This is a genomic window from Halocynthiibacter namhaensis, assembly GCF_000812685.1.
GTDB lineage: Bacteria > Pseudomonadota > Alphaproteobacteria > Rhodobacterales > Rhodobacteraceae > Halocynthiibacter > Halocynthiibacter namhaensis.
The window spans coordinates 321,165-343,081 of the sequence record NZ_JWIF01000056.1 but is presented as its reverse complement, the minus strand read 5'-3'; the positions used below and the strand labels follow the sequence as shown (position 1 = coordinate 343,081).

The following is a 21,917-nucleotide window of genomic DNA, read 5'->3' as shown; positions in this document are numbered from 1 at the left end:
CAATAAAGGTGAGTGTTAAATGCAGTTCAAGCGATCAGCGCTATTAGTTCTTTGCGCCGCAGCCTTGGTGGCTGGTTGCGCGGAAAACACAAATTCTGGCAATTACGATACAGGCGTCGGATTTGGCAGTTATTCGGATTACGAACAAGAACGTCTACGTCGCGCCGCAGAATTGCGCGGTGAAACAGTGGCACCATCCATCACACCAGCGCCAGCCGCTGATTTGTCAACGGCCGAGCTTTTGGCGAATGCAGATCGTGCCGTCGAAGATGGGGCGGCCATTGTTGGCAATCCCAACAACGCCACGATTTCCGATGAACAAGATTTCACCGCAGTCTCGGGCCGCGAAACCATTGAAAGTGATGCACAACGCATCGCCAACAATCGCAGCCGCTACGAGATCATTCAACCAACTGCTGTGCCTACGCGTTCCGGCGGCTCAGGCCCCAATATTGTTGCTTTTGCTTTGTCCACGACAAACTCTGTTGGCGAACAGCTGCATTCGCGGACCAACATTCTTTCGGGAAATCGCTTCAGCCGGAACTGTGCAAAATTCGCGTCACCTGATCAGGCGCAGGAAGCATTCTTGAAGGCCGGTGGTCCAAACCGTGACCGTACTGGTGTTGACCCAGATGGTGACGGCTTTGCCTGTTCGTGGGATCCATCCCCCTTCCGCAATGCACGCCGGGCCGCATCAGGCAATTGATCTGATGCACGACCCAGACGGCCCGGTGGACAGTCCCGTGCAATTGCCCATAAGTCACCGCTGGCGCTCGCCCAATTTCACAGAGCGCCGCGGTACAGACCGGCCTGACATGGTTGTTCTACATTATACTGCGATGGAAAGCTGTGAAGCCGCCGCTGAACGTCTTTGTGATCCGCAGTTCGAAGTTTCCGCACATTATCTGATTGCTGAAAACGGCGATATTCACCAGTTGGTCGATGAGATGGCACGCGCCTGGCATGCAGGTCGCGGGTCATGGGGCAATGTGACCGACGTCAATTCCCACTCTATTGGCATTGAACTGGCCAACACCGGCTTTCATCCTTTCCCTGAACCACAGATGGCCGCATTGGAAACCCTGCTTGCGGATATTTTACGCCGTCATGATATCGCACCAGAACGTGTGATCGGGCATAGCGATATGGCGCCAGGTCGTAAATCTGATCCTGGGTCGCGATTCGATTGGAAACGTCTTGCGCACAAACATCTGTCTGTCTGGCCGACTGATGCGCCCACAAATACACCCTTGAGCAGCTTTCCCAATCTGGCGACCTGCTTCGGCTATCCAAACGACGCCGCCCAAGATGATATCCTCAATGCCTTTCGTTTGCGCTTTCGACCCAATGCAAGCGGCCCCTTGGCCAAACAAGACGTCGCAATACTGGCATCCCTCGTCGCGAGATACCCTATTGACCCGCCAGCTGGGGACGCCTAAATCAGCCCTGCGTGGATGGCCGGATGGTCGCGGGGTCTTTATGGCCGCGAGGAAAGTCCGGACTCCAGAAAGCAACGGTGCCGGGTAACGCCCGGCCAGGGTAACCTGAGGGAAAGCGCCACAGAAAAGAAACCGCCAGCGTGTAAGGTCGGGCAACCGATACCAGCGCAGGTAAGGGTGAAACGGTGAGGTAAGAGCTCACCGCGATCTTGGCAACAAGAACGGCACGGCAAGCCCCACCGGGAGCAATGCCAAATAGGAACCGCGTGCGACGCAAGTCGCGGGAATGCTTCTTCTTAGCAGGTTCGGGTTGGCAGCTATAGTGCGTTGGTAACAGCGGACAAAGAAGAATGATCATCTATGGGGGCCTCGGCCCTCGGGACAAAATCCGGCTTACAGGCCATCCACGCAATCCCCCCGCCCACTTTTGACATGACTTTGGGTCTTGCGCCGCACGCGAAGCGTGCCCGGCCCAACAGGTTTCATTCGTCAGAATGCAAACTTGGCGGGAGCCCTTGGTTGCGAATTTCAAGTTCGGCATTAAATCCGGCGCGCCGCATCAAAGACCGTCACGGGCTGAGGGTTGCCAGCCCGATCCGTAACATGTTCAGCATAGGTTTCGATATGCGGGGGAATTATCGTTCCATGACGTGCTGTTGACAAAAAGATCTGCTTCGAATTTTCCGGCGCGATCTCAAACCAATCGGGGTCGTCAAAACTGCCCGTGAAAACACCTATGACCTGATCGAAGCGCTCAAACCCCAAATACAAGCGTCCACCACAATCTGGGCAGAAATGCAGCCAAACATGCTTACCCGATCCAGCGGAAAGATGTTCCCAAATCTTCGGCTGTCCCGCCGTGAGGTTGAAACTGTTATGTGTGAAAATCGGTTCTACCATATAGGCGCTGCCCGTGCTTCTTTGACAGAATCGGCAATGACATGTGGTGACTCGCAGAGGCGGGGCTGTAACCAAATACCGGCATTCCCCACATAAACATCCGCCTTCTTGATGTTTCATCACAACCTCCGCACCTATTACACACCTCAGCATAGCACAATTTTGCATGATTTTCACGATTGGGGTAGAATCCTTGTGTGAAGTGGTTGACTTGGGGCATGAGCACGCTACAAGCAGGCTTCAAGAATTTCACGGGCGGATGGACTATATCCCTGCCGCCCCGTTGACTGGAGAAGACCCATGGCGAAGCCGACCACAATTAAAATCCGTCTCAACTCGTCTGCGGGCACTGGTCACTTTTATGTGACTAAGAAGAATGCTCGTACCATGACAGAAAAAATGGTCATGAATAAATACGACCCAGTTGTGCGCAAACACGTTCCGTATAAAGAAGGCAAAATCAAGTAAGCCACTTTACTACGAATACAGAACATAAGCCGCGCAACCCACATCGGGAAGCGCGGTTTTTCTTTTAAGACATCCGCGCAGCCCCAACAGCCCAAGCTGACATCCGCCGGAGAAGACCATGCAACATATATCAGAGCTGAACGAATTCACTGCGATCCAACCACGTGCCACGCGCGTGCAGACCGCCAGTGGTCAGACGATTATTGTGCGGGTTGCGCGAAAACGGGACTTTGACGCGGTTGATACGCTTCTATCCCAAAGCTATCCAAAAATGTTGACAGCGGATTATGCCCCTTCTGTCTTGGCCCTTGCTTTGCCCAAAATCGCCCGCGCCAATATGCGTTTGTTGCGCTCTGGCCGCTACTACGTGGCCGAAAGCGAAGGCAGACAATTGCTGGGTGCTGGCGGATACAGCATCGAAGCCCCCGGTGGGCGCAAGTCATTTCCGGGCACCGCCCATATCCGCCATGTGGTGACCCACCACGCCCACCAAGGGCGCGGCATTGGGCGCGCGCTGTTGCGTCACACATTGGATCACGCCGCACAGGAAGGTATCACCCGATTTGATTGCCTCTCGACGCTGAACGCCGAAGGCTTCTATGCCGATATAGGGTTTCGTCGGGTGGGGTTGGTCGAATTGCCGCTTGCGCCGGGCATCCGCTTTCCAGCGGTGCAGATGCAACTCTAAAACGCCTTAAAAGGGGCTGTGGCTTCACACAGCCCCTTCTGCATAATTGCTCACCGGCAGCAAACCTGCGGATTTCATTAACTCAGCCGAGGCCGCGTTGAACGTGCCGTAAATTGCACCCATGGTGGTGTACCCTTCGTCCTTTAAATGTTCACGCAACACCTCAATCAACGCATGCCCAATTCCTTGCCGATGATGGGAAGGCAGCACCGAAATATGTTCGATCAAGCCATGGTTTCGTGCAGGGATCATCGGGGCATCTGCACCACTTCGCTTGTGGCATAGAATATATCCGATTGCGGTGCCTTCTAAGTCACGCGCCACAAAAGCAATGTGATCAGGTCCTTTTAGCGTCTCACTCAGCCAGGTGACACATTGGTCCCGATCAGGATTGGCCACATAACGCTGGGGTTGATGATCTACATGTAGATCATGCACGACGCACAACAATGGCCAAAGCTCATGCGCCTGGGCGGCGGGCAATCGGGTAATATTCATAACATGTCTCATAATTTAAACATAAAAAAGGCCGATCACTTATGACCGGCCTCGTAATTCTCTATGGTCTTAGGGTTAGTCCTGCTGACCAAGGAACATCAGCAAGAACTGGAACATGTTGAGGAAAGCCAGATAGAGGCTCATCGCGCCATCAATCGCAGCTTTGTTCAACCATTCCTGATCGCCATGCATTGCATGAGCAACATATGTGTTTTTGATGTCCTGTGTGTAATACGCGGTCAGACCAGCAAACAGCACAACACCAATTGCGGAAATCGCGAGCGTCAGAACGCCAGATTGCATGAACATGTTCAAGATCATTGCGATCAACAGGCCAACAACACCCATCATCAAGAAACCACCCATCGCGGATAGGTCACGTTTGGTGACATAGCCGTAGAGGGACAGTGACCCAAATGCGATTGATGTAACCAAGAAAGTTTGAACGATGGAACCGCCTGTGTAGACAAGGAAGATCGAGCTCATGGAAAGGCCGATAACCGACGCAAACACAAAGAAGCCAAGCTGAACGCCCGCAGAAGATGCGCGGTTCATCAAAGCGCCCCAACCAAAGAACAAGAAGGCCAGCGGGCCAAACATGATCGCGTATTTTAGGGGGGATGCGTAAATCGCTTCGCCGAATCCTGTCAGAAACTGGCCTTCGCGCAGCATGTAAGTCGTGCCGGTTGGGTCAGATGTGACCGCAAGACCTGCAACAGCCCAAGCGGCCAAAGCTGTGATCAACATGCCGATGGACATGGTGCCATAGACTTTATTCATATGGGCGCGTAGGCCTGCGTCAATGTCAGCTGCGCGTGCACCGACGCGGGCGTCGGACTGGTGATAGGTAGCCATGTTGGCCTCCGAATTAAGAAATACATGCGGACAAAAGAAAGCCGCCTCCCCGTTAATATCGGTGAAGGCGGCGGTGTTTTCAAGGTTTTCCGACCTAGATCAGGCCGATTGTAGCTATTTTTGCTGCAAATCAGAACAAGCGATGCGCTTCAACGCTTGCGTTGCGCGCTGATACACCGATGTCTTCCAGAAGATGATCATCAAGGCGCGCCAAGGCACGGCGCTGGCGCATGATAGAAGTCATTTTCGCGAAACGCGCAAAAATCGATGGGGCCTGGGGGCGTGCATTCGCATAGGCCGCAAAATCTGCGTAAGAAGTCACGGCAGTTACAGTTGCGTTGGTCATTATCCGTTCCATTCATGTTTCGTGAAGCTATTGCTTCGTTTCATCAAATCACTTGATGTATATTGCATTTCATGTTTCACATTGAAAATGAATGTTTTTGGCGAGATACATCAAGGATTGTGATATGTCGAGAAATTTGGATCTGACCGCATTGCGCAGCTTCGTGGCCGTTGCAGATGCCGGTGGCGTCACCAAGGCCGCAGGTTTTCTTCATCTCACGCAATCCGCGGTGTCCATGCAATTGAAACGCCTTGAGGAATCCATGAATGTTGCGTTGCTGGATCGGTCCGCGCGCCAAATTGGGCTCACTGCTTCTGGGGAACAGCTTCTTAGCTATGCGCGCCGCATGCTATCCCTGAATGACGAAGTATATGGAAAGTTAACCCACACCTCTTATGAGGGCGAATTCACGCTCGGTGTCCCACATGATATTGTCTACCCGGGCATCCCAACGGTTTTGCAGCAATTCAACAAAGCTTACCCCCGTATGAAAGTGCAGCTGGTGTCATCCTACACCACCCGACTGCGATCTCTGTTTGCACAAGGTGAATGTGACATCATCCTCACGACCGAGAATTCCGCCGGTAATGGTGCCGAGGTTTTGGCGGAACGTCCACTTGTTTGGGTCGGTGCGCCAGACGGCCAAGCATGGAAAGCCCGCCCCCTTCGACTGGCGTTTGAACACAATTGTATCTTTCGGCAAGGTGCCCAACGGGCTTTGGACAACATTGACATCCCGTGGGAAATGGCCGTCGAAAGTGAAAGTTCGCGCACTATAGAAGCTTCGGTAAACGCCGATCTGGCCGTGCACACTGTCATTGAAGGCATGCATGGACCACGGATGGTACCAATCGAACACGGGGGCGCGCTTCCTGAATTGGAAAGCACCAAGATCAACCTATACGTGACTGAGGTTGACCGTGGGCCGGTGTGCGAAGCTATGGCGCAATTGCTGCGTGGCGCTTTTAACGCGATCTAAACGTCTTAAACGGGCTCCGAGGTTGGGTAAATTATGATTTTGCCTCGGGATTTACGACTGCGCAGAAGGTCCAACGCATCTTCAATTTCCGCCAACGGAAAGCGGTGATGAATATTGGCGTCAATTTTTCCGTCAGCCGCCCAGTTCAACAACATCCGACCCGACGCGAGAACAACTTCTGGGGCGAACGCCCAATAGGCGCTCCAATTGATGCCAATCAGATCGATGTTTTTTACCAACGCGTGGTTGGCGGCAATTTCGGGCACCTCACCGCTTGCAAAGCCAATGATCAAAATACGCGCCCCAGGATTGCACGATCGAAATGCGGCATTAAACAAAGCGCCACCCACAGGGTCATACACGACATCAGCGCGGCCAAGCGCAATCATTTCATCGCGCACATCCATACTGTCGGAATCAATCAAATGATCTGCGCCTGCAAGTTGTGCGGCCTTTAGTTTTTCGGCACCGCGCGCAACAGCAACAACCCGAGCACCCAACAGTTTGCCCATGGTGACCGCGCTCAGCCCTACGCCACCCCCGGCACCCAAAACCAAAAGCGTTTCACCTTCCTTAAGCTTAGCCCTTTGCGACAAAGCAATATGACTGGTCCCCCAAGCCACCTGCAAGCCAGCGGCGACGTCATACTCGAGGGCATCAGGAAGAATCAGGCAACGTTCAGCCGGCGCACAGGCGAACTCAGCGAAGCCGCCAGCGCCCGCATAGGCGGTAACCCGCATATTCTTCAGGTCAGCGTTAACGCCCTCTCCGCAGGCCACAACCCGGCCTGAAAACTCAAGCCCCGGAGTAAATGGAAGCGACGGCGTATCTTGATACGTTCCCTTTGCCAGCAGCAAGTCAGAGAAGTTAACCGACGCCGCAGCCACTTGGATGCAAACTTCGCCTTTAGCGGGGGCAACACATTGAGTCTCAACGATTTTCGCCGGAGAATGAAACGAGGTTTGTTGATAATTTCGCATAAACGGCACATCCCATAGCTGATATTTACATTTCTATATCAGATCATACGCCGACTTGGGAAACCCAATGAATATTGGAATATTCACCCCGAAAAAAGGCATGTAGAATATTGGATTTTCCGATAACACCCAATCACATTTTCGCAATTTGCAATGGTCGATTTGAGTGATGTATTGCATTTTGCACAATGCAATGCAAAACACGCTTAGCGCGAATAACGCGGGGCGGACTTGTCGCAAACGTGAGACAAATCTGCACCTGTCTTTAAGTTCAAGTCAACCGGAAGAACTCCGGTGAAATCAACGTCAGACGCTCATTTTCGCGTCAATCGCAACGAAACATAAAAATGAGCTCTTACTTGGCACAAAAATTGCTTACTAAGAGAGACAGGGAAAAAGGAGTATGGTATGAAACACCCCGTAGACGTACATGTAGGTAAACGCGTCAGACATCGCCGCTGGATGGTTGGAATGACCCAACAACAGCTGGCAGAAAAAGTTGGAATTAAATTTCAACAAATTCAGAAATACGAAACCGGTATGAATCGTGTCAGCGCATCTCGCCTCTGGGATATCTCAGAAACGCTTGACGTGCCCGTCGCATATTTCTTCGGTGGCTTAAGTGAATCCGCTGACGAACAAACAACGGAGCAATCCGCTGTGCCCGGAGACCTCCTCGCCGACAAGGAAGCGCTTGAACTCATCCGGTCATATTATGCTATCCCAGAAAACCAACGCCGTCGTCTGTTCGACTTGGCGCGCGTTTTAAGTGACGCGGCCTAACAAACAGAGCGCAATTCAAATTGCTTTTTGTTGACGCAATGTGCTCCGCATGCCAGAGAATCGTAATCCTTGGCATGCGGAGCACACACTATGGAACTTTCCACATCAGAAATTAAAGAACTGAAGGCCTGTGCATTCGCATTGGCTGACGCTGCACGTCCTGAAACGCTTAAATATTTCCGCAGCTCAGGATTAACCGCAGAAAACAAACTAAGTGACAGCTTTGACCCGGTCACCATCGCAGACCGCGCGGCGGAAAGGGCGATGCGTGATCTCTTGGCTAAAATGCGCCCAAACGATGGCGTATTCGGCGAAGAATACGGACACACAGATGGTACGTCCGGGCTGACTTGGGTTTTAGATCCGATAGATGGAACACGCAGCTATATCAGCGGCACCCCGACCTGGGGCGTGCTGATTGCCGTCGGCGATAAAAACGGGCCCATCCTTGGCATCATTGATCAACCCTATATTGGCGAGCGCTTTTTTGGCGGGTTTGGCCACGCTTGGGTCGATGGCCCGCAAGGGAAGGTCGACCTAAACACATCATCAGTGACTGCCCTTGAAGACGCGACACTTTTCACAACCTTTCCCGAAGTCGGAACCCCATCCGAACGTCAAGGATTTGAGGCCGTGCGTGACCAAGTGCAATTGACCAGGTATGGCACCGATTGTTACGCCTATGGCCTTATCGCTGCTGGTCAAATCGAACTGGTTATCGAAGCTGGCTTACATGCTTATGACGTTCAAGGTCCCATCGGCGTGATCCAAGCTGCAGGCGGTATCGTTACAGATTGGCACGGCAATCCGGCCCATAACGGCGGGCAAATCTTAGCTGCCGCCAACAAGGAAATACATGCAAAAGCTTTGGCACTATTGCAGCCTTTCGCCCATTAAGAACAGGCCCTCCCGCCCCTTGATCTGCGCTGCTAAAGCAGCTCAACAAGCGTTGGGCGTGGCCGTCTGCTGTATGCAGCAGACGGCTGGCGCGTGACGGCACCCCAAACCCCATTGAAAATCATTCGTATTTTTGTAAACTACGTCAACTGACCGGAGTCCTTGCCCTTCTGTCCGTCAGTGGATGTCTTCATCTAACCGAACGGGTCTTCTTTAGCGGAGGCCAGCGCTCCATGAGCATACACCCCACGCAATCCCCAGAGATACTTATCAAGAATGCTGCATGCGTCCTCACGATGGACGACGAACGGCGCGAATTGCGCGACGAAGACATTCTCATCGGCAACGGCTGCATCGTGGAAATCGGCCCAAATTTAGATGCCCCAAATGGTATTAACACGATCAACGCCCAAGGTTGCTTGGTGACCCCCGGCCTCGTGAACACCCATCACCACCTGTATCAAAGCCTAACCCGCGCTGTCCCCGGTGCCCAAGATGCCCTGCTGTTTGGTTGGCTACAACGGCTCTACCCTATTTGGTCATCATTTGGCCCCGAAGAGATGCGCGTATCAGCACTTACAGGCCTAGCAGAACTCGCGCTGTCCGGCTGCACAATGACCTCGGATCACCTGTATCTATATCCCAACGGCAGCCGCCTCGAGGACACGATCGACGCCGCCCAAGAAGTTGGCCTGCGCTTTCACCCTACGCGCGGCGCTATGTCGATTGGCGAAAGCGCGGGTGGACTTCCCCCGGATCACCTGGTTGAATCAGAAACCCACATTCTCAATGACATGATCCGACTGGTAGACCGCTGGCACGATCCGCAAGAGGGTTCGATGCTGCGCATCGGGCTTGCACCTTGCTCACCCTTTTCTGTCAGTCGCGATCTAATGCGCGACACGGCGCTTCTTGCGCGAGACAAGGGCGTGATGTTGCACACTCATCTTGCAGAGAATGACGAAGATGTCGCCTATAGCCTTGAGAAATTCGGTTGTCGCCCCGGGCAATATGCGGAAGACTTGGGGTGGACTGGCCAAGACGTGTGGCACGCCCATTGCGTGAAGCTCGACAAGCAAGAGATCGATCTGTTCGCCCGCTCGGGCACAGGTGTTGCGCATTGTCCCTGCTCCAATTGTCGGTTGGGGTCGGGCATCGCCCCCATACGAAAAATGCGCGATGCAGGGGTGAATGTCGGATTAGGTGTGGATGGTTCCGCCTCTAATGATATGGCAAATCTAGCAATCGAGGCCCGTCAGGCGATGCTGTTGCAGCGTGTCAATCAAGGGGCGGACGCGATGAGCGCCCGAGAAGCCCTAGAGATCGCTACACGTGGTGGTGCGGATGTCCTTGGTCGGCCTGAATGCGGTCGCATCGCCCCCGGAAAACGTGCTGACATCGCCATTTGGGACATGAATGGCATAGAATCTGCGGGCAGTCATGATCCCGCAGCGCTTTTGCTGTCAGGGCCAAACATGGTCCGAGATCTGATCGTCAATGGGCGCCAGATCGTGGCGGAAGGCCAAATGCTGACCATAAACCTTAAGGAAACGATTTCTTATCAAAACCGCCTTGCACGTAGATTGGTGATTTAACCATCATCAAACATCGGGTGAGAAAACATCACCGTGTCATTCCGAAAAATGGCACGGCATATTATTCGATCACACAAAATCAGCGGTCGCAGACCCCATTGATCCAGGTAGCCTGCACCGCACGATCATCGCCCATCATCAATGTCGGGAAAACCGCTTCCCAAATATCGGTCGCGCGCATGCTGCGTTGTGAAATGGCGGGGGTCGACGCCAGATCAAGCACGACAAAATCTGCCTCCATGCCCTCAACGATATTGCCGATTTTGTCTTCCATACGCAGGGCACGGGCGGACCCTTGTGTCGCAAGCCAAAGCATCTGTGCCGGGTGCAACGGTGTGCCACGCAATTGGCCAATTTCATAAGCCGCAGCCATGGTGCGCAACATGGAAAAACTAGATCCACCGCCAGTGTCAGTGGCAAGCCCAACACGCTGCCCTTCTGCCACCAATCCCGCCATATCAAACAGGCCAGACCCAATGAATGTATTGGACGTCGGGCAATGCACAAGGCCTGCGTCCATCTCGCGCAGGCGCATACGCTCGCGTTCTGTCAGATGAATGGCGTGACCAAAAAGACCTCCTTCACGCAACAGGCCATGTGCCTCGTAAGTATCTAAATAATCACGTGAATCTGGAAATAAATCCTGCACCCAGGCGATCTCATCCACCTGCTCAGACAGATGAGTTTGCATCAAAACTTCGGGGTATTCACCCCATAGCGCACCCAAAGCAGACAGTTGATCCGGTGTAGACGTTGGTGAAAATCGCGGCGTAATCGCGTAACTTGCCCGTCCACGTCCGTGCCATTTTTCCAGTAACATTTTACTGTCATCATAGGCGCTTTGCACCGTGTCGCGTAGCCCGTCAGGGGCGTTGCGATCCATACAGGTTTTGCCCGCGATAATGCGTTGTCCGCGTGCCTCCGCAGCTTCAAACAAAGCATCCACGCTTTCTGGATGAATGGTGCAAAAACTGGTCACAGTGGTCGTGCCATTGGCCCGCGTCAGATCAAGGTAACGATCCGCAGTGTCGCGTGCAAATTCTGCATCATGAAACCGCATTTCTTCTGGGAACGTATAGCTGTTCAACCAATCGATCAGGCGCTTGCCCCAGCTGGCGATAATCGCTGTTTGGGGATAATGCACATGGGCATCGACAAGGCCTGCACAAATCAGATGATCGCCGTAATCTGTTACCAGCGCTTGTGGGGCTTTTGCACGAATCTCATGCGCAGTGCCGACGGTTTCAATCTTTCCACCCTTGATCAGAATCGCACCATCAGTGATCACGCGCACGGCTTCTGTGGCGGGGCCTTCAAACGGGTTTGCGACGAATTGCAGAACCTGTCCTGTAAGAATTTTCTGCGTCATACACCTGTCCTATGGCTGATCTTCACGACCCACAGCATAACCTGTCGCATTTTGCAGGTAAATCGCCCGGTTCTCTCTGTTTTTCGGAAACTGTTTTGGCTATGGTCAGCAAAAGGCGCGGATGAACAACATCCGCAGGTGTGGTTTCCGGCAAAGAGGCAGATAAATGGCTGACACAATCTTTGATTCGGACGACCAAGAAGAAGACTTCGCGCTCGATAGATCTTTGGTGGATGAGGTCCGCCTCGCGGTTGCAACGGTTAACAAATCGCGACTTGCCGATATCCTAACTCCCATGCACCCGGCCGACCTCGCCGACCTTTTGGAACAAGTCGACCATAGCTTGCGTCGCGAAATATTCCTGTTGGGGCGCGATGTATTTGACGGCGAAGTCCTGTCGGAACTCGACGAAAGCTTGCGCGAAGAAGCGATCGAGTTTCTGCCCGACGACGTGGTGTCAGACGCGGTGCGCGAGCTTGAAACTGATGACGTTGTGGACTTGGTTGAAGACCTTGATGAACCCCAACAGGAAGCCATTCTTGACGCGCTGGAAGACGCGGATCGGGTCGCGGTGGAACAGGCCTTGTCTTGGCCCGAAGATTCCGCTGGGCGGCTTATGCAACGCGAATTTGTCGCGGCCCCTGAGCATTGGAACGTTGGGCAGGCAATTGATTTCCTGCGTGAAGAAACCGAGCTTCCAGAACAATTTTATCATGTTATCATCGTTGATCCGCGCCTAAAACCAACGGGTTACGTGACCCTTGGGAAATTGCTAGCCTCAGCCCGCGACATCCCACTAAGTGACATCACCGAAGACACTTTCCGCACCATTCGTGTGTTGCAGGAAGAAGAAGACGTCGCCTATGCTTTCAACCAATATCACCTGATTTCGGCGCCTGTTGTCGACGAAGATGACCGTTTGGTCGGGGTGATTACCATCGACGACGCCATGGCCGTATTGGATGACGAACACGAAGAAGACATCCTTCGTTTGGCTGGTGTGGGCGAAACCTCAAGCCTATCTGACCGCGTAATAGAAACCACCAAAGCCCGTTTTCCTTGGCTGTTTGTGAACTTGATCACCGCGATCTTGGCATCCCTTGTGATCGCCCAATTTGAGGCGACCATCGCGCAATATGTGGCGCTTGCCGTTTTGATGCCGATCGTCGCATCCATGGGCGGAAACGCTGGCACGCAATCGTTAACAGTTGCGGTGCGGGCCCTTGCCACGAAAGATTTGACCAGCTCAAACCTTTGGCGTGTGATCAAACGTGAAGCCTTGGTGGGGCTTGCAAATGGCATGATCTTTGCGCTGTTTATGGGCGTCGTTGGCTATGTTTGGTTTGGCTCTATGATGCTGGGGGTTGTGCTTGCGATCGCGATGGTGGTGAACCTTGTGATCGCGGGGCTTGCGGGCATTTTGGTACCCGTGACATTGGAAAAGCTCGACATCGATCCAGCCCTTGCGTCGGGTGCGTTTGTAACAACCGTGACTGATATCGTTGGATTTTTTGCCTTCCTTGGCCTTGCAGGAACCCTACTATTATGACCGATCTGATTGCCCTTAAATCCGCAGCGCGCAAAGCCGCTTTTACGCGCCGTGGTGAAACCCACCGTGCCGAAGACGCCCCGGCGCGTAATGCGGCGGCAAATGCGAAATTGATGGATGTAATCGCCCGCCATACCGGCAAGATCATCGGGGCTTATATGCCGATGCGCAGCGAGATCGATCCGCTTCCTGCAATGAACGGCCTTGCGGCCACATCACAAATCGCTGTGCCCGTGATCGAAGCAAACGGCCAACCCCTGAAATTCGCCCTCTGGACACCCGACACCGTGATGACCATGGGCACTTTTGGCGCGCGTATCCCTGCGGATTGCCAATGGGTTGAACCCGAGATTTTGATCGCCCCATTGGTGTCCTTTGATCGCGCGGGTGGGCGTCTGGGATATGGCGGTGGATTTTACGATCGAACCCTTGAAGGCCTGCGCGCCAAACGTCCGACGTTGGCAGTTGGCTTTGCCTGGGCTGCACAGGAAGCCGTTGATCTGCCCCTCGAAGACACAGACCAGCCCCTAGATTATATTGTGACAGAAAACGAAGTGATCACCTTCTAATGGGAATGGACTGATGAAAACGGGCGGCCCGTTTTATTCAGAAGCCTTTTCCAAGGTGTGCTTCAGGCGCTGCTGATACGCCCAATTTACACACCACTCCAGCGATCCACCATGATTTCAGTCTGCTCGTATCTGCCGGAGCTGGCCGAGCGCATCCAAAACACAAGCACATGTTCGCAGAATTCTTCCCATTCCTGGCGGCTATCAGGCAAAAACGCGACGTTCCAGTCGTTTCTACGCTTGCGCGACACCATGGCCGTGATAATGCAGGGATATGCGTATTCTATTTCTCGGCGATGTCGTTGGTCGTACTGGCCGCAATGCAATTACTGAACGTCTTCCTGCGATGCGGAAAGACTGGAAGCTCGATTTTGTCGTGGTGAACGGCGAAAATGCAACCTCTGGTATGGGGCTGAACGCTGGCCATGCGAAAGCAATTTTGGCGGCGGGCGCCGATGTTGTGACCCTTGGTGATCACGCTTTTGATCAGCGGGATATGAACACCTATATCAACGAAGAACCGCGTATCATTCGCCCACTGAACTTTGCCAAAAACGCGCCTGGTCGTGGGGCTGGCATCTTTGAAGCGACACGCGGGCGCAAGGTTCTCGTGACACAGGCATTGGGCCAAGTGTTTATGAAACGCCCCTTTGCCGACCCATTTTCCGCGGTCGAGGCCGAGCTGAAAAAAGCCCCCCTTGGTGGCCGCGTGCAAGCCAGCCTTGTGGACATTCACTGCGAAGCCACAAGCGAAAAAATGGGCATGGGTCATTGGTGTGATGGGCGAGCAAGTGTTGTGGTCGGCACCCACACCCATATCCCAACAGGTGACGCGCAAATCCTACCAAAAGGCACGGCGTTTCAAGCAGACGCCGGCATGTGTGGCGATTATAATTCCGTCATTGGCATGGAAAAAGACGAACCTATGCGCCGTTTCGTAACCGGCATGGGCAAGGGGCGTTTCACCCCCGCCGTGGAAGAAGCGACCCTATCCGGGCTGTTTGTCGAAACCAACGATATGACAGGCAAAGCAAAACGCGTCGCGATGATCCGCAATGGCGGGCGTTTGCAACCATCATCCCCCGACAGCGCTTGGCCCCCGGCGTGATCGCACGCGCAAAGCAAGGAAATGGTTTTCTGTTCCTGATGCTGCTGGGCTGCGGCTTGATCTGGGGCGCGTCCTTTCCGTTGAACAAAATTGCCGTTTCTGCGGGCTACCGCGATTTCGGTATTATCTTTTGGAATCAACTTATTGCCGCATCTGTTCTAGCAGTGATTTGCTGGCAACGCGGCGTCTGGCCCGGCTTTCAGCGCAAACAAATCAGGCTTTATCTGGCAGTGATGCTGTGCGGCACATTGCTGCCCAACTGGGCGTCTTACACCGCGTCTGTTTACCTGCCCGCCGGCGTCGTGGCCCTGCTGATTTCGCTGGTCCCAATGTTTGCCTTTCCCATCGCGCTTGCCTTCGGGGCCGAACGTTTCGCATGGCGACGTTTCGCAGGGTTGCTCACGGGCATGGCCGCGGTTCTGTTGATCGCAGGGCCCGAGGCCAGCCTGCCAGAACGCGCCATGGTGGTCTTTATCCCGCTGGCTTTGATCGCGCCGTTTTTATACGGGCTGGAAGGCAATCTTGTGGCAAAATGGGGCGATACAGGTGAAGGCCCGGTGCGGGTTTTGCTTGGCGCAAGCTTGCTTGGTGTCATCACAAGCCTGCCCATCGCCCTGATCAGCGGCACGTTCATTGATCCGCGCGGTCCCTGGGGCGCGCCGGATCTGGCGATTGTCATCGGGGCCATCACCAATGTCATCGCCTATACGGGTTATGTCTGGTTGGTTGGTCGCGCCGGTGCTGTGTTCTCGGCCCAAGTGGCCTACATCGTAACCGCCGCCGGACTTCTATGGTCAATGATCCTACTGTCCGAGAGCTATTCCAGCTATATTTGGTTCGCCCTGGTTCTGATGATGGCCGGGCTGTTTTTGGTGCAACCGAGGGAAGCGGAATAAACAATGCCATACCAACTACAGCTCATGTTTGAGATTACATATGTGCCACTTGGTCAACCAAAGTAGGACCATAGTAGCAGCAAATGCCAAACACCACACTTGCACCCGCACGCATAAACCGCGACACTTGTGCGATTGTAACGAATATGGGTCCTGATGATCTTAGCTGAATTTCTCTCCCCTACGGGACAAGCCATCCTTGCACTTTGCGTGGTGGCGGCGATGTTTGTGTTATTTCTACGCGAATCTTATCCAACCGAAGTCGTGGCCATCTCTGGCGTTGCCTTGATGCTGGCCACGGGTATTTTACCCTATGAAAAAGCCCTGCCAGTGCTGGCAAACCCAGCGCCCTGGACGATTGCGGCGATGTTCATCATCATGGGGGCATTGGTGCGCACGGGGGCGCTTGATTGGTTCACGCAATACGCCGACCGCAAAGCCCAGACCCAGCCCGTTGTCGCCGTGGCGATGTTGATGGGGTTTGTGATCTTCAGTTCGGCCATCGTGTCCAACACCCCGGTGGTCGTTGTGATGATCCCGGTCTTCGTGCAATTGGCGCGCACCCTTGGGCTGCCGGCCTCTAAGATGTTGATCCCCCTGTCTTATGCCGCGATCCTTGGCGGCACCCTGACCTTGATCGGCACCTCAACCAACCTGCTTGTGGATGGTGTTGCGCGTGCAAACGGGATGGAGGCGTTTTCGATCTTCGAGGTCACGCCGCTGGGCATTATCCTTGTGATCTGGGGCATGATCTATTTGCGGTTCATCGGGCCAAAACTGCTGCCGGACCGCGATAGCATGGCAGATCTACTGTCAAACCAGTCCAAAAAGAAATTCTTCTCAGAAGCAGCGATCCCGCCCGAAAGTAACTTGATCGGGCGTGAAGTCAGTGACGTGCAATTGTTCAAACGTGAAGGCGTGCGATTGATCGACGTCTTGCGTGGGGATTTATCCCTGCGGCGCAACCTTAAAGACGTGATCTTGCAGGTTGGCGACCGCGTGGTTTTGCGCACAGAAATGACCGAGCTTTTGTCGCTACAACGTAACAAAAGCCTTAAACGCGTCGATCAACTTTCCGCAGTGGAAACCAGCACGGTTGAGGTTCTGATTTCGCCGGATGCCAAAATGGTTGGTCGATCGCTGGGGTCACTGCGTCTTCGTCGGCGATACGGTGTTTATCCGCTGGCTGTTCATCGCCGCAATCAAAACATCGGACGTCAAATTGACGATCTGGTCGTGCGCGTGGGGGACACCCTGCTGCTGGAAGGCGCACCGGAGGATATCCAACGCCTCGCAAATGACATGAACCTTGTTGACGTCACCAAACCCTCTGGTCGGGCGTTTCGCCGGGCCAACGCCCCTATTGCCATTGCTGCATTGCTTGGCATCGTGGGGCTTGCCGCTGTTGGTGTTGCCCCAATTTTCCTGCTGTCCATCATTGCCGTCGCGTTGATTTTCCTGACGAAATGTATCGATGCCGAAGAAGCGTTCGCCTTTATCGACGGGCGCTTACTGGCCCTTATCTTTTCGATGCTGGCAATTGGTGCGGCATTGGAAGCCTCAGGGGCGGTGCGGTTGATCGTTGACGCTGTTGCGCCAGGCCTTGGCGTGTTGCCACCTTTCCTGATTGTCTGGGCGGTCTATCTGCTGACATCGGTATTGACGGAACTTGTGTCCAACAATGCGGTTGCGGTGGTTGTCACGCCCATCGCGATTGGGTTGGGCGAAGCCTTGGGCGTGGACGCGCGGCCTTTGGTCGTTGCGGTCATGGTCGCAGCAAGCGCAAGTTTCGCCACCCCCATCGGATATCAAACAAATATGATGGTCTATGGTCCTGGTGGTTACAAATTTACAGACTTTATGAAGATCGGTATTCCATTGAATTTGACCGTTGGATTATTGGCATCACTGTTGATCCCCTTCTTCTGGCCATTGTAAATTCAAGGTGGGGCAATCTGTCCCATCCGCTTGAAACAAACTGAAAAGCCCCCATATTTCCTACATGCAAGCAAGAACATCGTATTCTTATTCACCGCCCTATGGCGACGCTTTGGTTTCCAACACCATACGCAAAACATAACTGGTTTAGCGCGGGCCACGCACACACGCCTTGACCCCCACACACTCACAACGATAATTGATCCCAAATTTCTCACAGAAAGGCTCTGTAATGAACCGTATTCTTACACTGAGCGGCCTCGCAGCCACATCCTCTATCTTGATGACCACAACGGCGCTTGCGGATATTTCCGCATCCGAGGTCTGGCAAGCTTGGCAAGAAGACGCCGCACGGATGGGTATGACCCTGTCAGCAAACACGCAAGAGACCAACGCTGGCGTCGACTTATCGGCCCTAGAATTCACGGTGACCATTCCGCAATTCGGCGAAATGGAAGCCCCCGCAGAGATTCGACTGAACATTGGCGAGGTCTCTTTGAATGAAAACGATGGCGCAGTATCTGTCATTTGGCCTGACAGTCAGCAAGGTGTCGTTTCCGTCGTCTATGGCAAAGATGGCGGGGCGCTTTCTTTTGAAGGGACCACTTCGGGTCGCGCCTCGGTCATCAGTGGGTCTGTTGACGAAATGATCTACGATATAAGCCTTGATGACATGTCTTGGAAAGTGTCCGATTGGTCCGTCACAGGCAACGACATTTCCACACAAGATCTCGCGAAGTTTGTCTTTGAACTGTCTGTTCTTGCCGAAGGTCTGACCGCGAAAACCACCGTGAATCGTATGGATGGGTGGCACGCAGTGTCAACTGGCACGACAGCAAAATCATCCTATGACTTCCTGGTTGACTCCGGGACCGACGAGGGCCGCCAGGCAACCACTCAAACGCAAACGGGTGGCGCATACGAATTCTCACTGACGCTACCGGACAAGATCGACTTCACGACACCAGAGGGCACAGTCGCAGCCTTGCAAGCGGGCCTTGCACTATCCATGCAAGGCACTGTCGATGACGTGCAGCAACAGCAAACCCAAGTGACGCCAATGGGCGAAGTAAACAGTAACATTGTGGCAAGCGACCTTGAATATGCAATCACTGCAAACCAAGATCTCGTAAAGCTCACTGGTGTGTATGGTGAAACCCAACTTGACCTGAGTGGCGGCCCCATCCCGCCCGTCACAATCAACGCCTCAGGCGCAGGTGTTGAATTAACGTCCCCCCTTGTCGCCGACGGCAGTCGCGCGCGTTATATGATTTCTCTAAACGACTTCACGTTGAACGACGAAATCTGGGGCATATTTGACCCGACCGCAGTCTTGGCCCGTGACCCTGCGCAGCTGACCCTTGATCTATCAGCCGACCCTGTTTGGAAAATCGATATTCTTGACCTTGCGGCATGGGACGCTGTCGGCCCCGACAATCTGCCCTTGGCGCCAACCGATATCCGTTTAGATGCATTTGAATTGACCGCAGCGGGTGCCAGCATCACCGGCACAGGTGAGATGAAGGTGAACTATGATGATGTAGCTAGCGGCGGCGATCCTGTACCTGCCGGACACATCAAATTGGCCGCCTCTGGCGTGAATGGCCTGATGGATAATCTCGTTAAAATGGGTTTCCTACCTGAGCAACAAGCAATGGGCGCACGTATGATGATGGGACTGATTGCTGTTCCAGGTGAAGGTGAAGATACACTAAAATCCCGAATTGAGATGACCGAAGAGGGCCATATCCTAGCCAACGGCATGCGCTTAAAATAAGTGAGATATCAGACTTAAACGGGCCGCTCAGCAAACTGGGCGGCCCTTTTCTTTTGCTCATTTGCATCATCTGCTTGTGCGAGAGCGCTTGGGCAATTACCTCTGGTACAAACAGCAGCAGGTCCGATTATGACAAACGCCCTTTCCGACATCACCGACATCCTTTTACAAGCCGCGCGTAAAGCAGGTGCAGATCACGCGGATGCCATCGCCGTTGAAGGCCAGTCCATTTCCGTTGATGTCCTAAATGGCGCGTTGGAACATGCCGAACGTTCCGAAGGTACAGACATTGGCTTGCGGGTGTTTATCGGTCAACGCACGGCTATTGCGTCCTCGTCGGATACGCGCGCTGACACTATCGCACAAATGGCCGAACGCGCCGTTGCCATGGCAAAAGAAGCCCCAGACGATCCCTGGGCATGCCAAGCCCAAGCCGGGGAATTTACAACAGCATTTGATCTCGCATCGCTGGAACTCGAAGACCCGTCGCCAGAACCATCCCCAACAGATTTGGAAGAAGACGCCCGCCGTGCCGAAGCCGCGGCCCAAGCAATTTCCGGCGTCTCACAAGTACAGTCAAGCAGCGCGGGATACGGCACAAGCCGCATCCACCTTGCCACCAGTGCGGGGTTTGCCGGTGGTTACGGGCGCAGCAATCGCGGAACATCCTGTGTCGCGATTACGGGAACCGGCACCGAAATGGAACGTGACTATTACGGTGATTCCCGCATCTTCCAAAGCGATTTGATCACACCCGAAGAGATCGGCCGCATCGCCGCAGAACGTGCGGTCGCCCGCGCCAATGCCCGCAAACCCGCAACGGGCACCTACCCTGTGATCTTTGATGAACGCATCTCAAGTTCGCTTATCGGGCATCTTCTGGGTGCTGTGAATGGTGCGTCCGTTGCGCGCGGATCCAGCTGGGCGAAAGATTGTATTGGCGAACAGGTTTTACCAGATCATATGTCCCTGACAGAAAACCCACATCGCCCCCGTGTTGGTGGATCACGCCCGTTTGACGCTGAAGGTCTTGCGACCACTTCGCGCAACATCATTGAAAACGGCATTCTAACCGGCTGGACTTTGGACCTAGCAACAGCGCGTCAATTGGGTATGGAAAGCACAGCCAATGCCAGTCGTGGCACATCATCAGGGCCATCCCCCACAAGTGGAAATGCGGCTCTAACGCAGGGGAATCAGACCCTAAACGAGCTACTGCGAGACATGGGAACGGGCCTATTGGTGACCTCTATGATCGGATCTACCATCAACCCGAATACAGGTGATTATTCCCGTGGCGCATCTGGTTTCTGGATCGAGAACGGGGAAATCCAATACCCCGTCAACGAATGTACCATCGCCGGGAATTTGCGCGACATGTTGAAACGCATCATTCCCGCAAATGACGCCCGTATGCATCTTTCGCGCAATGTTCCATCCTTGATGATTGAAGGAATGACCCTTGCCGGAAGCTGATCTTAACCTTCTGCGTGACGCAGCCCTGGCCAGTGGTGACATCGCGCGCAAATTCTGGAAGCAGAACCCTGACGTCACCGATAAGCCCGATGGTGCAGGTCCGGTAACCGAAGCCGATCTTGCGATTGATCGCATGTTGCACAGTGAATTGCGCAGCGCACGGCCCGATTATGGCTGGCTGTCAGAAGAAACCGAAGATGACCAGAAACGGTTAAACCATGATCGGGTTTTCATCATCGATCCAATCGACGGCACCCGTGCATTTATTCAAGGCGATAGCAGCTTTTCGCATTCTCTTGCGATTGCCGAAAAAGGCGAAGTCATTGCCGCCGCTGTTTATCTGCCGATCCGAGACGAAATGTTTTTGGCCCATAAAAACGGCATAGCCACCCTGAACGGTAAACCCATTCAGGTGACCGCTGCGGCGACACAAGGGGCAAAAGTGCTGGGGGCGAAGCCCAACTTTGCACCGGACCATTGGCAAGATGATCAAACGCCCCCCATTGAACGCCACTTCCGATCGTCATTGGCCTGGCGCCTGTGTTTGGTGGCCCAAGGTCGGTTTGACGCGATGATCACCATCCGCCCAACTTGGGAATGGGACGTCGCAGCAGGCAGTCTAATCGCAACACTTGCTGGCGCAACCGTCACCGACCTTGCGCAGGGCGAAGCGCGCTTCAACAATGCCCACCCAAAACTCCGCGGAATGTTGGCCGCAGGGCCAGATCTGCACAGTGATCTGATCTCTCGTCTGAAACACACATCCATTCCAGCGTAACGTCTGGGCACGTCAGCGTAACATCTGGG

Annotated in this window: 22 protein-coding genes and 1 other RNA gene; 17 read left to right on the top strand and 6 right to left on the bottom strand. The window is 53.8% G+C overall.

Features of this window, described 5'->3' with window-relative positions:
• Window positions 1–19: 19 nt before the first annotated feature.
• The 3 genes from RJ38_RS09660 to rnpB all read left to right on the top strand — a co-directional run bounded on the left by RJ38_RS09660 (window position 20) and on the right by rnpB (window position 1,851).
• The gene (locus RJ38_RS09660) at window positions 20–706 is read left to right on the top strand and encodes a hypothetical protein (RefSeq protein ID WP_039018623.1); all 687 of its coding nucleotides are present in this window, start codon (window positions 20–22) and stop codon (window positions 704–706) included.
• 109 nt (window positions 707–815) lie between these two features.
• Entirely contained in the window at window positions 816–1,439 is a 624-nt protein-coding gene (locus tag RJ38_RS09655; RefSeq protein ID WP_052245334.1) for an N-acetylmuramoyl-L-alanine amidase, read from the top strand.
• Window positions 1,440–1,450: 11 nt separating this feature from the next.
• Window positions 1,451–1,851: RNase P RNA component class A (gene rnpB, locus RJ38_RS18175), an RNA gene on the top strand.
• Between the two features lie 128 nt (window positions 1,852–1,979).
• Here rnpB and RJ38_RS09650 read toward each other — a convergent pair.
• Window positions 1,980–2,459 (bottom strand): GFA family protein, encoded by a 480-nt coding sequence (locus RJ38_RS09650; protein WP_162183563.1) that lies wholly within the window; start codon window positions 2,457–2,459, stop codon window positions 1,980–1,982.
• Window positions 2,460–2,639: 180 nt separating this feature from the next.
• Here RJ38_RS09650 and rpmG point away from each other — a divergent pair, with 180 nt between their 5' ends.
• Together rpmG and RJ38_RS09640 are read left to right on the top strand one after the other, a co-directional pair.
• On the top strand, window positions 2,640–2,807 hold the full coding sequence (gene rpmG, locus RJ38_RS09645; RefSeq protein WP_039018622.1) for a 50S ribosomal protein L33: 168 nt from the start codon (window positions 2,640–2,642) through the stop codon (window positions 2,805–2,807).
• A gap of 118 nt (window positions 2,808–2,925) precedes the next feature.
• Window positions 2,926–3,495: a GNAT family N-acetyltransferase gene (locus RJ38_RS09640; RefSeq protein WP_082005693.1), complete on the top strand. Its 570-nt coding sequence runs from the start codon at window positions 2,926–2,928 to the stop codon at window positions 3,493–3,495.
• 24 nt (window positions 3,496–3,519) lie between these two features.
• Here RJ38_RS09640 and RJ38_RS18155 read toward each other — a convergent pair whose 3' ends face one another.
• The 3 genes from RJ38_RS18155 to RJ38_RS19235 form a co-directional block, all read right to left on the bottom strand.
• A complete protein-coding gene (locus RJ38_RS18155; RefSeq protein ID WP_052245311.1) occupies window positions 3,520–3,993 on the bottom strand; it encodes a GNAT family N-acetyltransferase in 474 nt (157 codons plus the stop codon).
• Between the two features lie 75 nt (window positions 3,994–4,068).
• A complete protein-coding gene (locus RJ38_RS09630; protein WP_039018621.1) occupies window positions 4,069–4,848 on the bottom strand; it encodes a Bax inhibitor-1/YccA family protein in 780 nt (259 codons plus the stop codon).
• Between the two features lie 130 nt (window positions 4,849–4,978).
• Window positions 4,979–5,194: a DUF1127 domain-containing protein gene (locus RJ38_RS19235; protein ID WP_039018620.1), complete on the bottom strand. Its 216-nt coding sequence runs from the start codon at window positions 5,192–5,194 to the stop codon at window positions 4,979–4,981.
• A gap of 124 nt (window positions 5,195–5,318) precedes the next feature.
• Here RJ38_RS19235 and RJ38_RS09620 point away from each other — a divergent pair, with 124 nt between their 5' ends.
• Window positions 5,319–6,173 carry a LysR family transcriptional regulator gene (locus tag RJ38_RS09620; RefSeq protein ID WP_039018887.1) on the top strand — a complete coding sequence of 285 codons (855 nt, stop codon included), beginning with the start codon at window positions 5,319–5,321 and terminating at the stop codon, window positions 6,171–6,173.
• Window positions 6,174–6,178: 5 nt separating this feature from the next.
• Here RJ38_RS09620 and RJ38_RS09615 read toward each other — a convergent pair whose 3' ends face one another.
• Window positions 6,179–7,153, bottom strand: coding sequence for an NADPH:quinone oxidoreductase family protein (locus RJ38_RS09615; RefSeq protein WP_039018619.1), 975 nt, complete (start codon window positions 7,151–7,153; stop codon window positions 6,179–6,181).
• Window positions 7,154–7,561: 408 nt separating this feature from the next.
• Between RJ38_RS09615 and RJ38_RS09610 the strand changes: the two genes are divergently transcribed.
• The 3 genes from RJ38_RS09610 to RJ38_RS09600 all read left to right on the top strand — a co-directional run bounded on the left by RJ38_RS09610 (window position 7,562) and on the right by RJ38_RS09600 (window position 10,428).
• Window positions 7,562–7,936: a helix-turn-helix domain-containing protein gene (locus RJ38_RS09610; protein ID WP_039018618.1), complete on the top strand. Its 375-nt coding sequence runs from the start codon at window positions 7,562–7,564 to the stop codon at window positions 7,934–7,936.
• Window positions 7,937–8,026: 90 nt separating this feature from the next.
• Window positions 8,027–8,833 carry a histidinol-phosphatase gene (gene hisN, locus RJ38_RS09605; RefSeq protein WP_039018617.1) on the top strand — a complete coding sequence of 269 codons (807 nt, stop codon included), beginning with the start codon at window positions 8,027–8,029 and terminating at the stop codon, window positions 8,831–8,833.
• 233 nt (window positions 8,834–9,066) lie between these two features.
• Window positions 9,067–10,428: an 8-oxoguanine deaminase gene (locus tag RJ38_RS09600; RefSeq protein WP_039018616.1), complete on the top strand. Its 1,362-nt coding sequence runs from the start codon at window positions 9,067–9,069 to the stop codon at window positions 10,426–10,428.
• Between the two features lie 79 nt (window positions 10,429–10,507).
• On the opposite strand, the gene guaD is transcribed toward RJ38_RS09600, so the two are convergent.
• Window positions 10,508–11,797 carry a guanine deaminase gene (gene guaD, locus RJ38_RS09595; protein ID WP_039018615.1) on the bottom strand — a complete coding sequence of 430 codons (1,290 nt, stop codon included), beginning with the start codon at window positions 11,795–11,797 and terminating at the stop codon, window positions 10,508–10,510.
• 166 nt (window positions 11,798–11,963) lie between these two features.
• On the opposite strand from guaD, the gene mgtE reads away from it, so the two are divergent.
• The 8 genes from mgtE (at window position 11,964) to RJ38_RS09555 (ending at window position 21,888) form a co-directional block, all read left to right on the top strand.
• A complete protein-coding gene (gene mgtE, locus RJ38_RS09590) occupies window positions 11,964–13,346 on the top strand; it encodes a magnesium transporter (protein WP_039018614.1) in 1,383 nt (460 codons plus the stop codon).
• The gene (locus RJ38_RS09585) at window positions 13,343–13,915 is read left to right on the top strand and encodes a 5-formyltetrahydrofolate cyclo-ligase (protein ID WP_039018613.1); all 573 of its coding nucleotides are present in this window, start codon (window positions 13,343–13,345) and stop codon (window positions 13,913–13,915) included. The genes mgtE and RJ38_RS09585 overlap by 4 nt, the downstream gene beginning before the upstream one ends.
• A gap of 274 nt (window positions 13,916–14,189) precedes the next feature.
• Window positions 14,190–15,023: a TIGR00282 family metallophosphoesterase gene (locus RJ38_RS09580; protein WP_039018612.1), complete on the top strand. Its 834-nt coding sequence runs from the start codon at window positions 14,190–14,192 to the stop codon at window positions 15,021–15,023.
• Complete coding sequence (locus RJ38_RS09575; RefSeq protein ID WP_238321672.1) at window positions 15,020–15,919, top strand: DMT family transporter; 900 nt, start codon at window positions 15,020–15,022, stop codon at window positions 15,917–15,919. The genes RJ38_RS09580 and RJ38_RS09575 overlap by 4 nt, the downstream gene beginning before the upstream one ends.
• A 156-nt stretch (window positions 15,920–16,075) precedes the next feature.
• Window positions 16,076–17,857, top strand: coding sequence for an SLC13 family permease (locus RJ38_RS09570; protein WP_039018611.1), 1,782 nt, complete (start codon window positions 16,076–16,078; stop codon window positions 17,855–17,857).
• Window positions 17,858–18,089: 232 nt separating this feature from the next.
• Window positions 18,090–19,634, top strand: coding sequence for a hypothetical protein (locus RJ38_RS18150; protein WP_052245310.1), 1,545 nt, complete (start codon window positions 18,090–18,092; stop codon window positions 19,632–19,634).
• Between the two features lie 129 nt (window positions 19,635–19,763).
• Window positions 19,764–21,110 (top strand): TldD/PmbA family protein, encoded by a 1,347-nt coding sequence (locus tag RJ38_RS09560; protein WP_039018610.1) that lies wholly within the window; start codon window positions 19,764–19,766, stop codon window positions 21,108–21,110.
• Entirely contained in the window at window positions 21,097–21,888 is a 792-nt protein-coding gene (locus tag RJ38_RS09555) for an inositol monophosphatase family protein (protein WP_039018609.1), read from the top strand. Before RJ38_RS09560 ends, RJ38_RS09555 begins: the two co-directional genes overlap by 14 nt.
• Window positions 21,889–21,917: the final 29 nt, after the last annotated feature.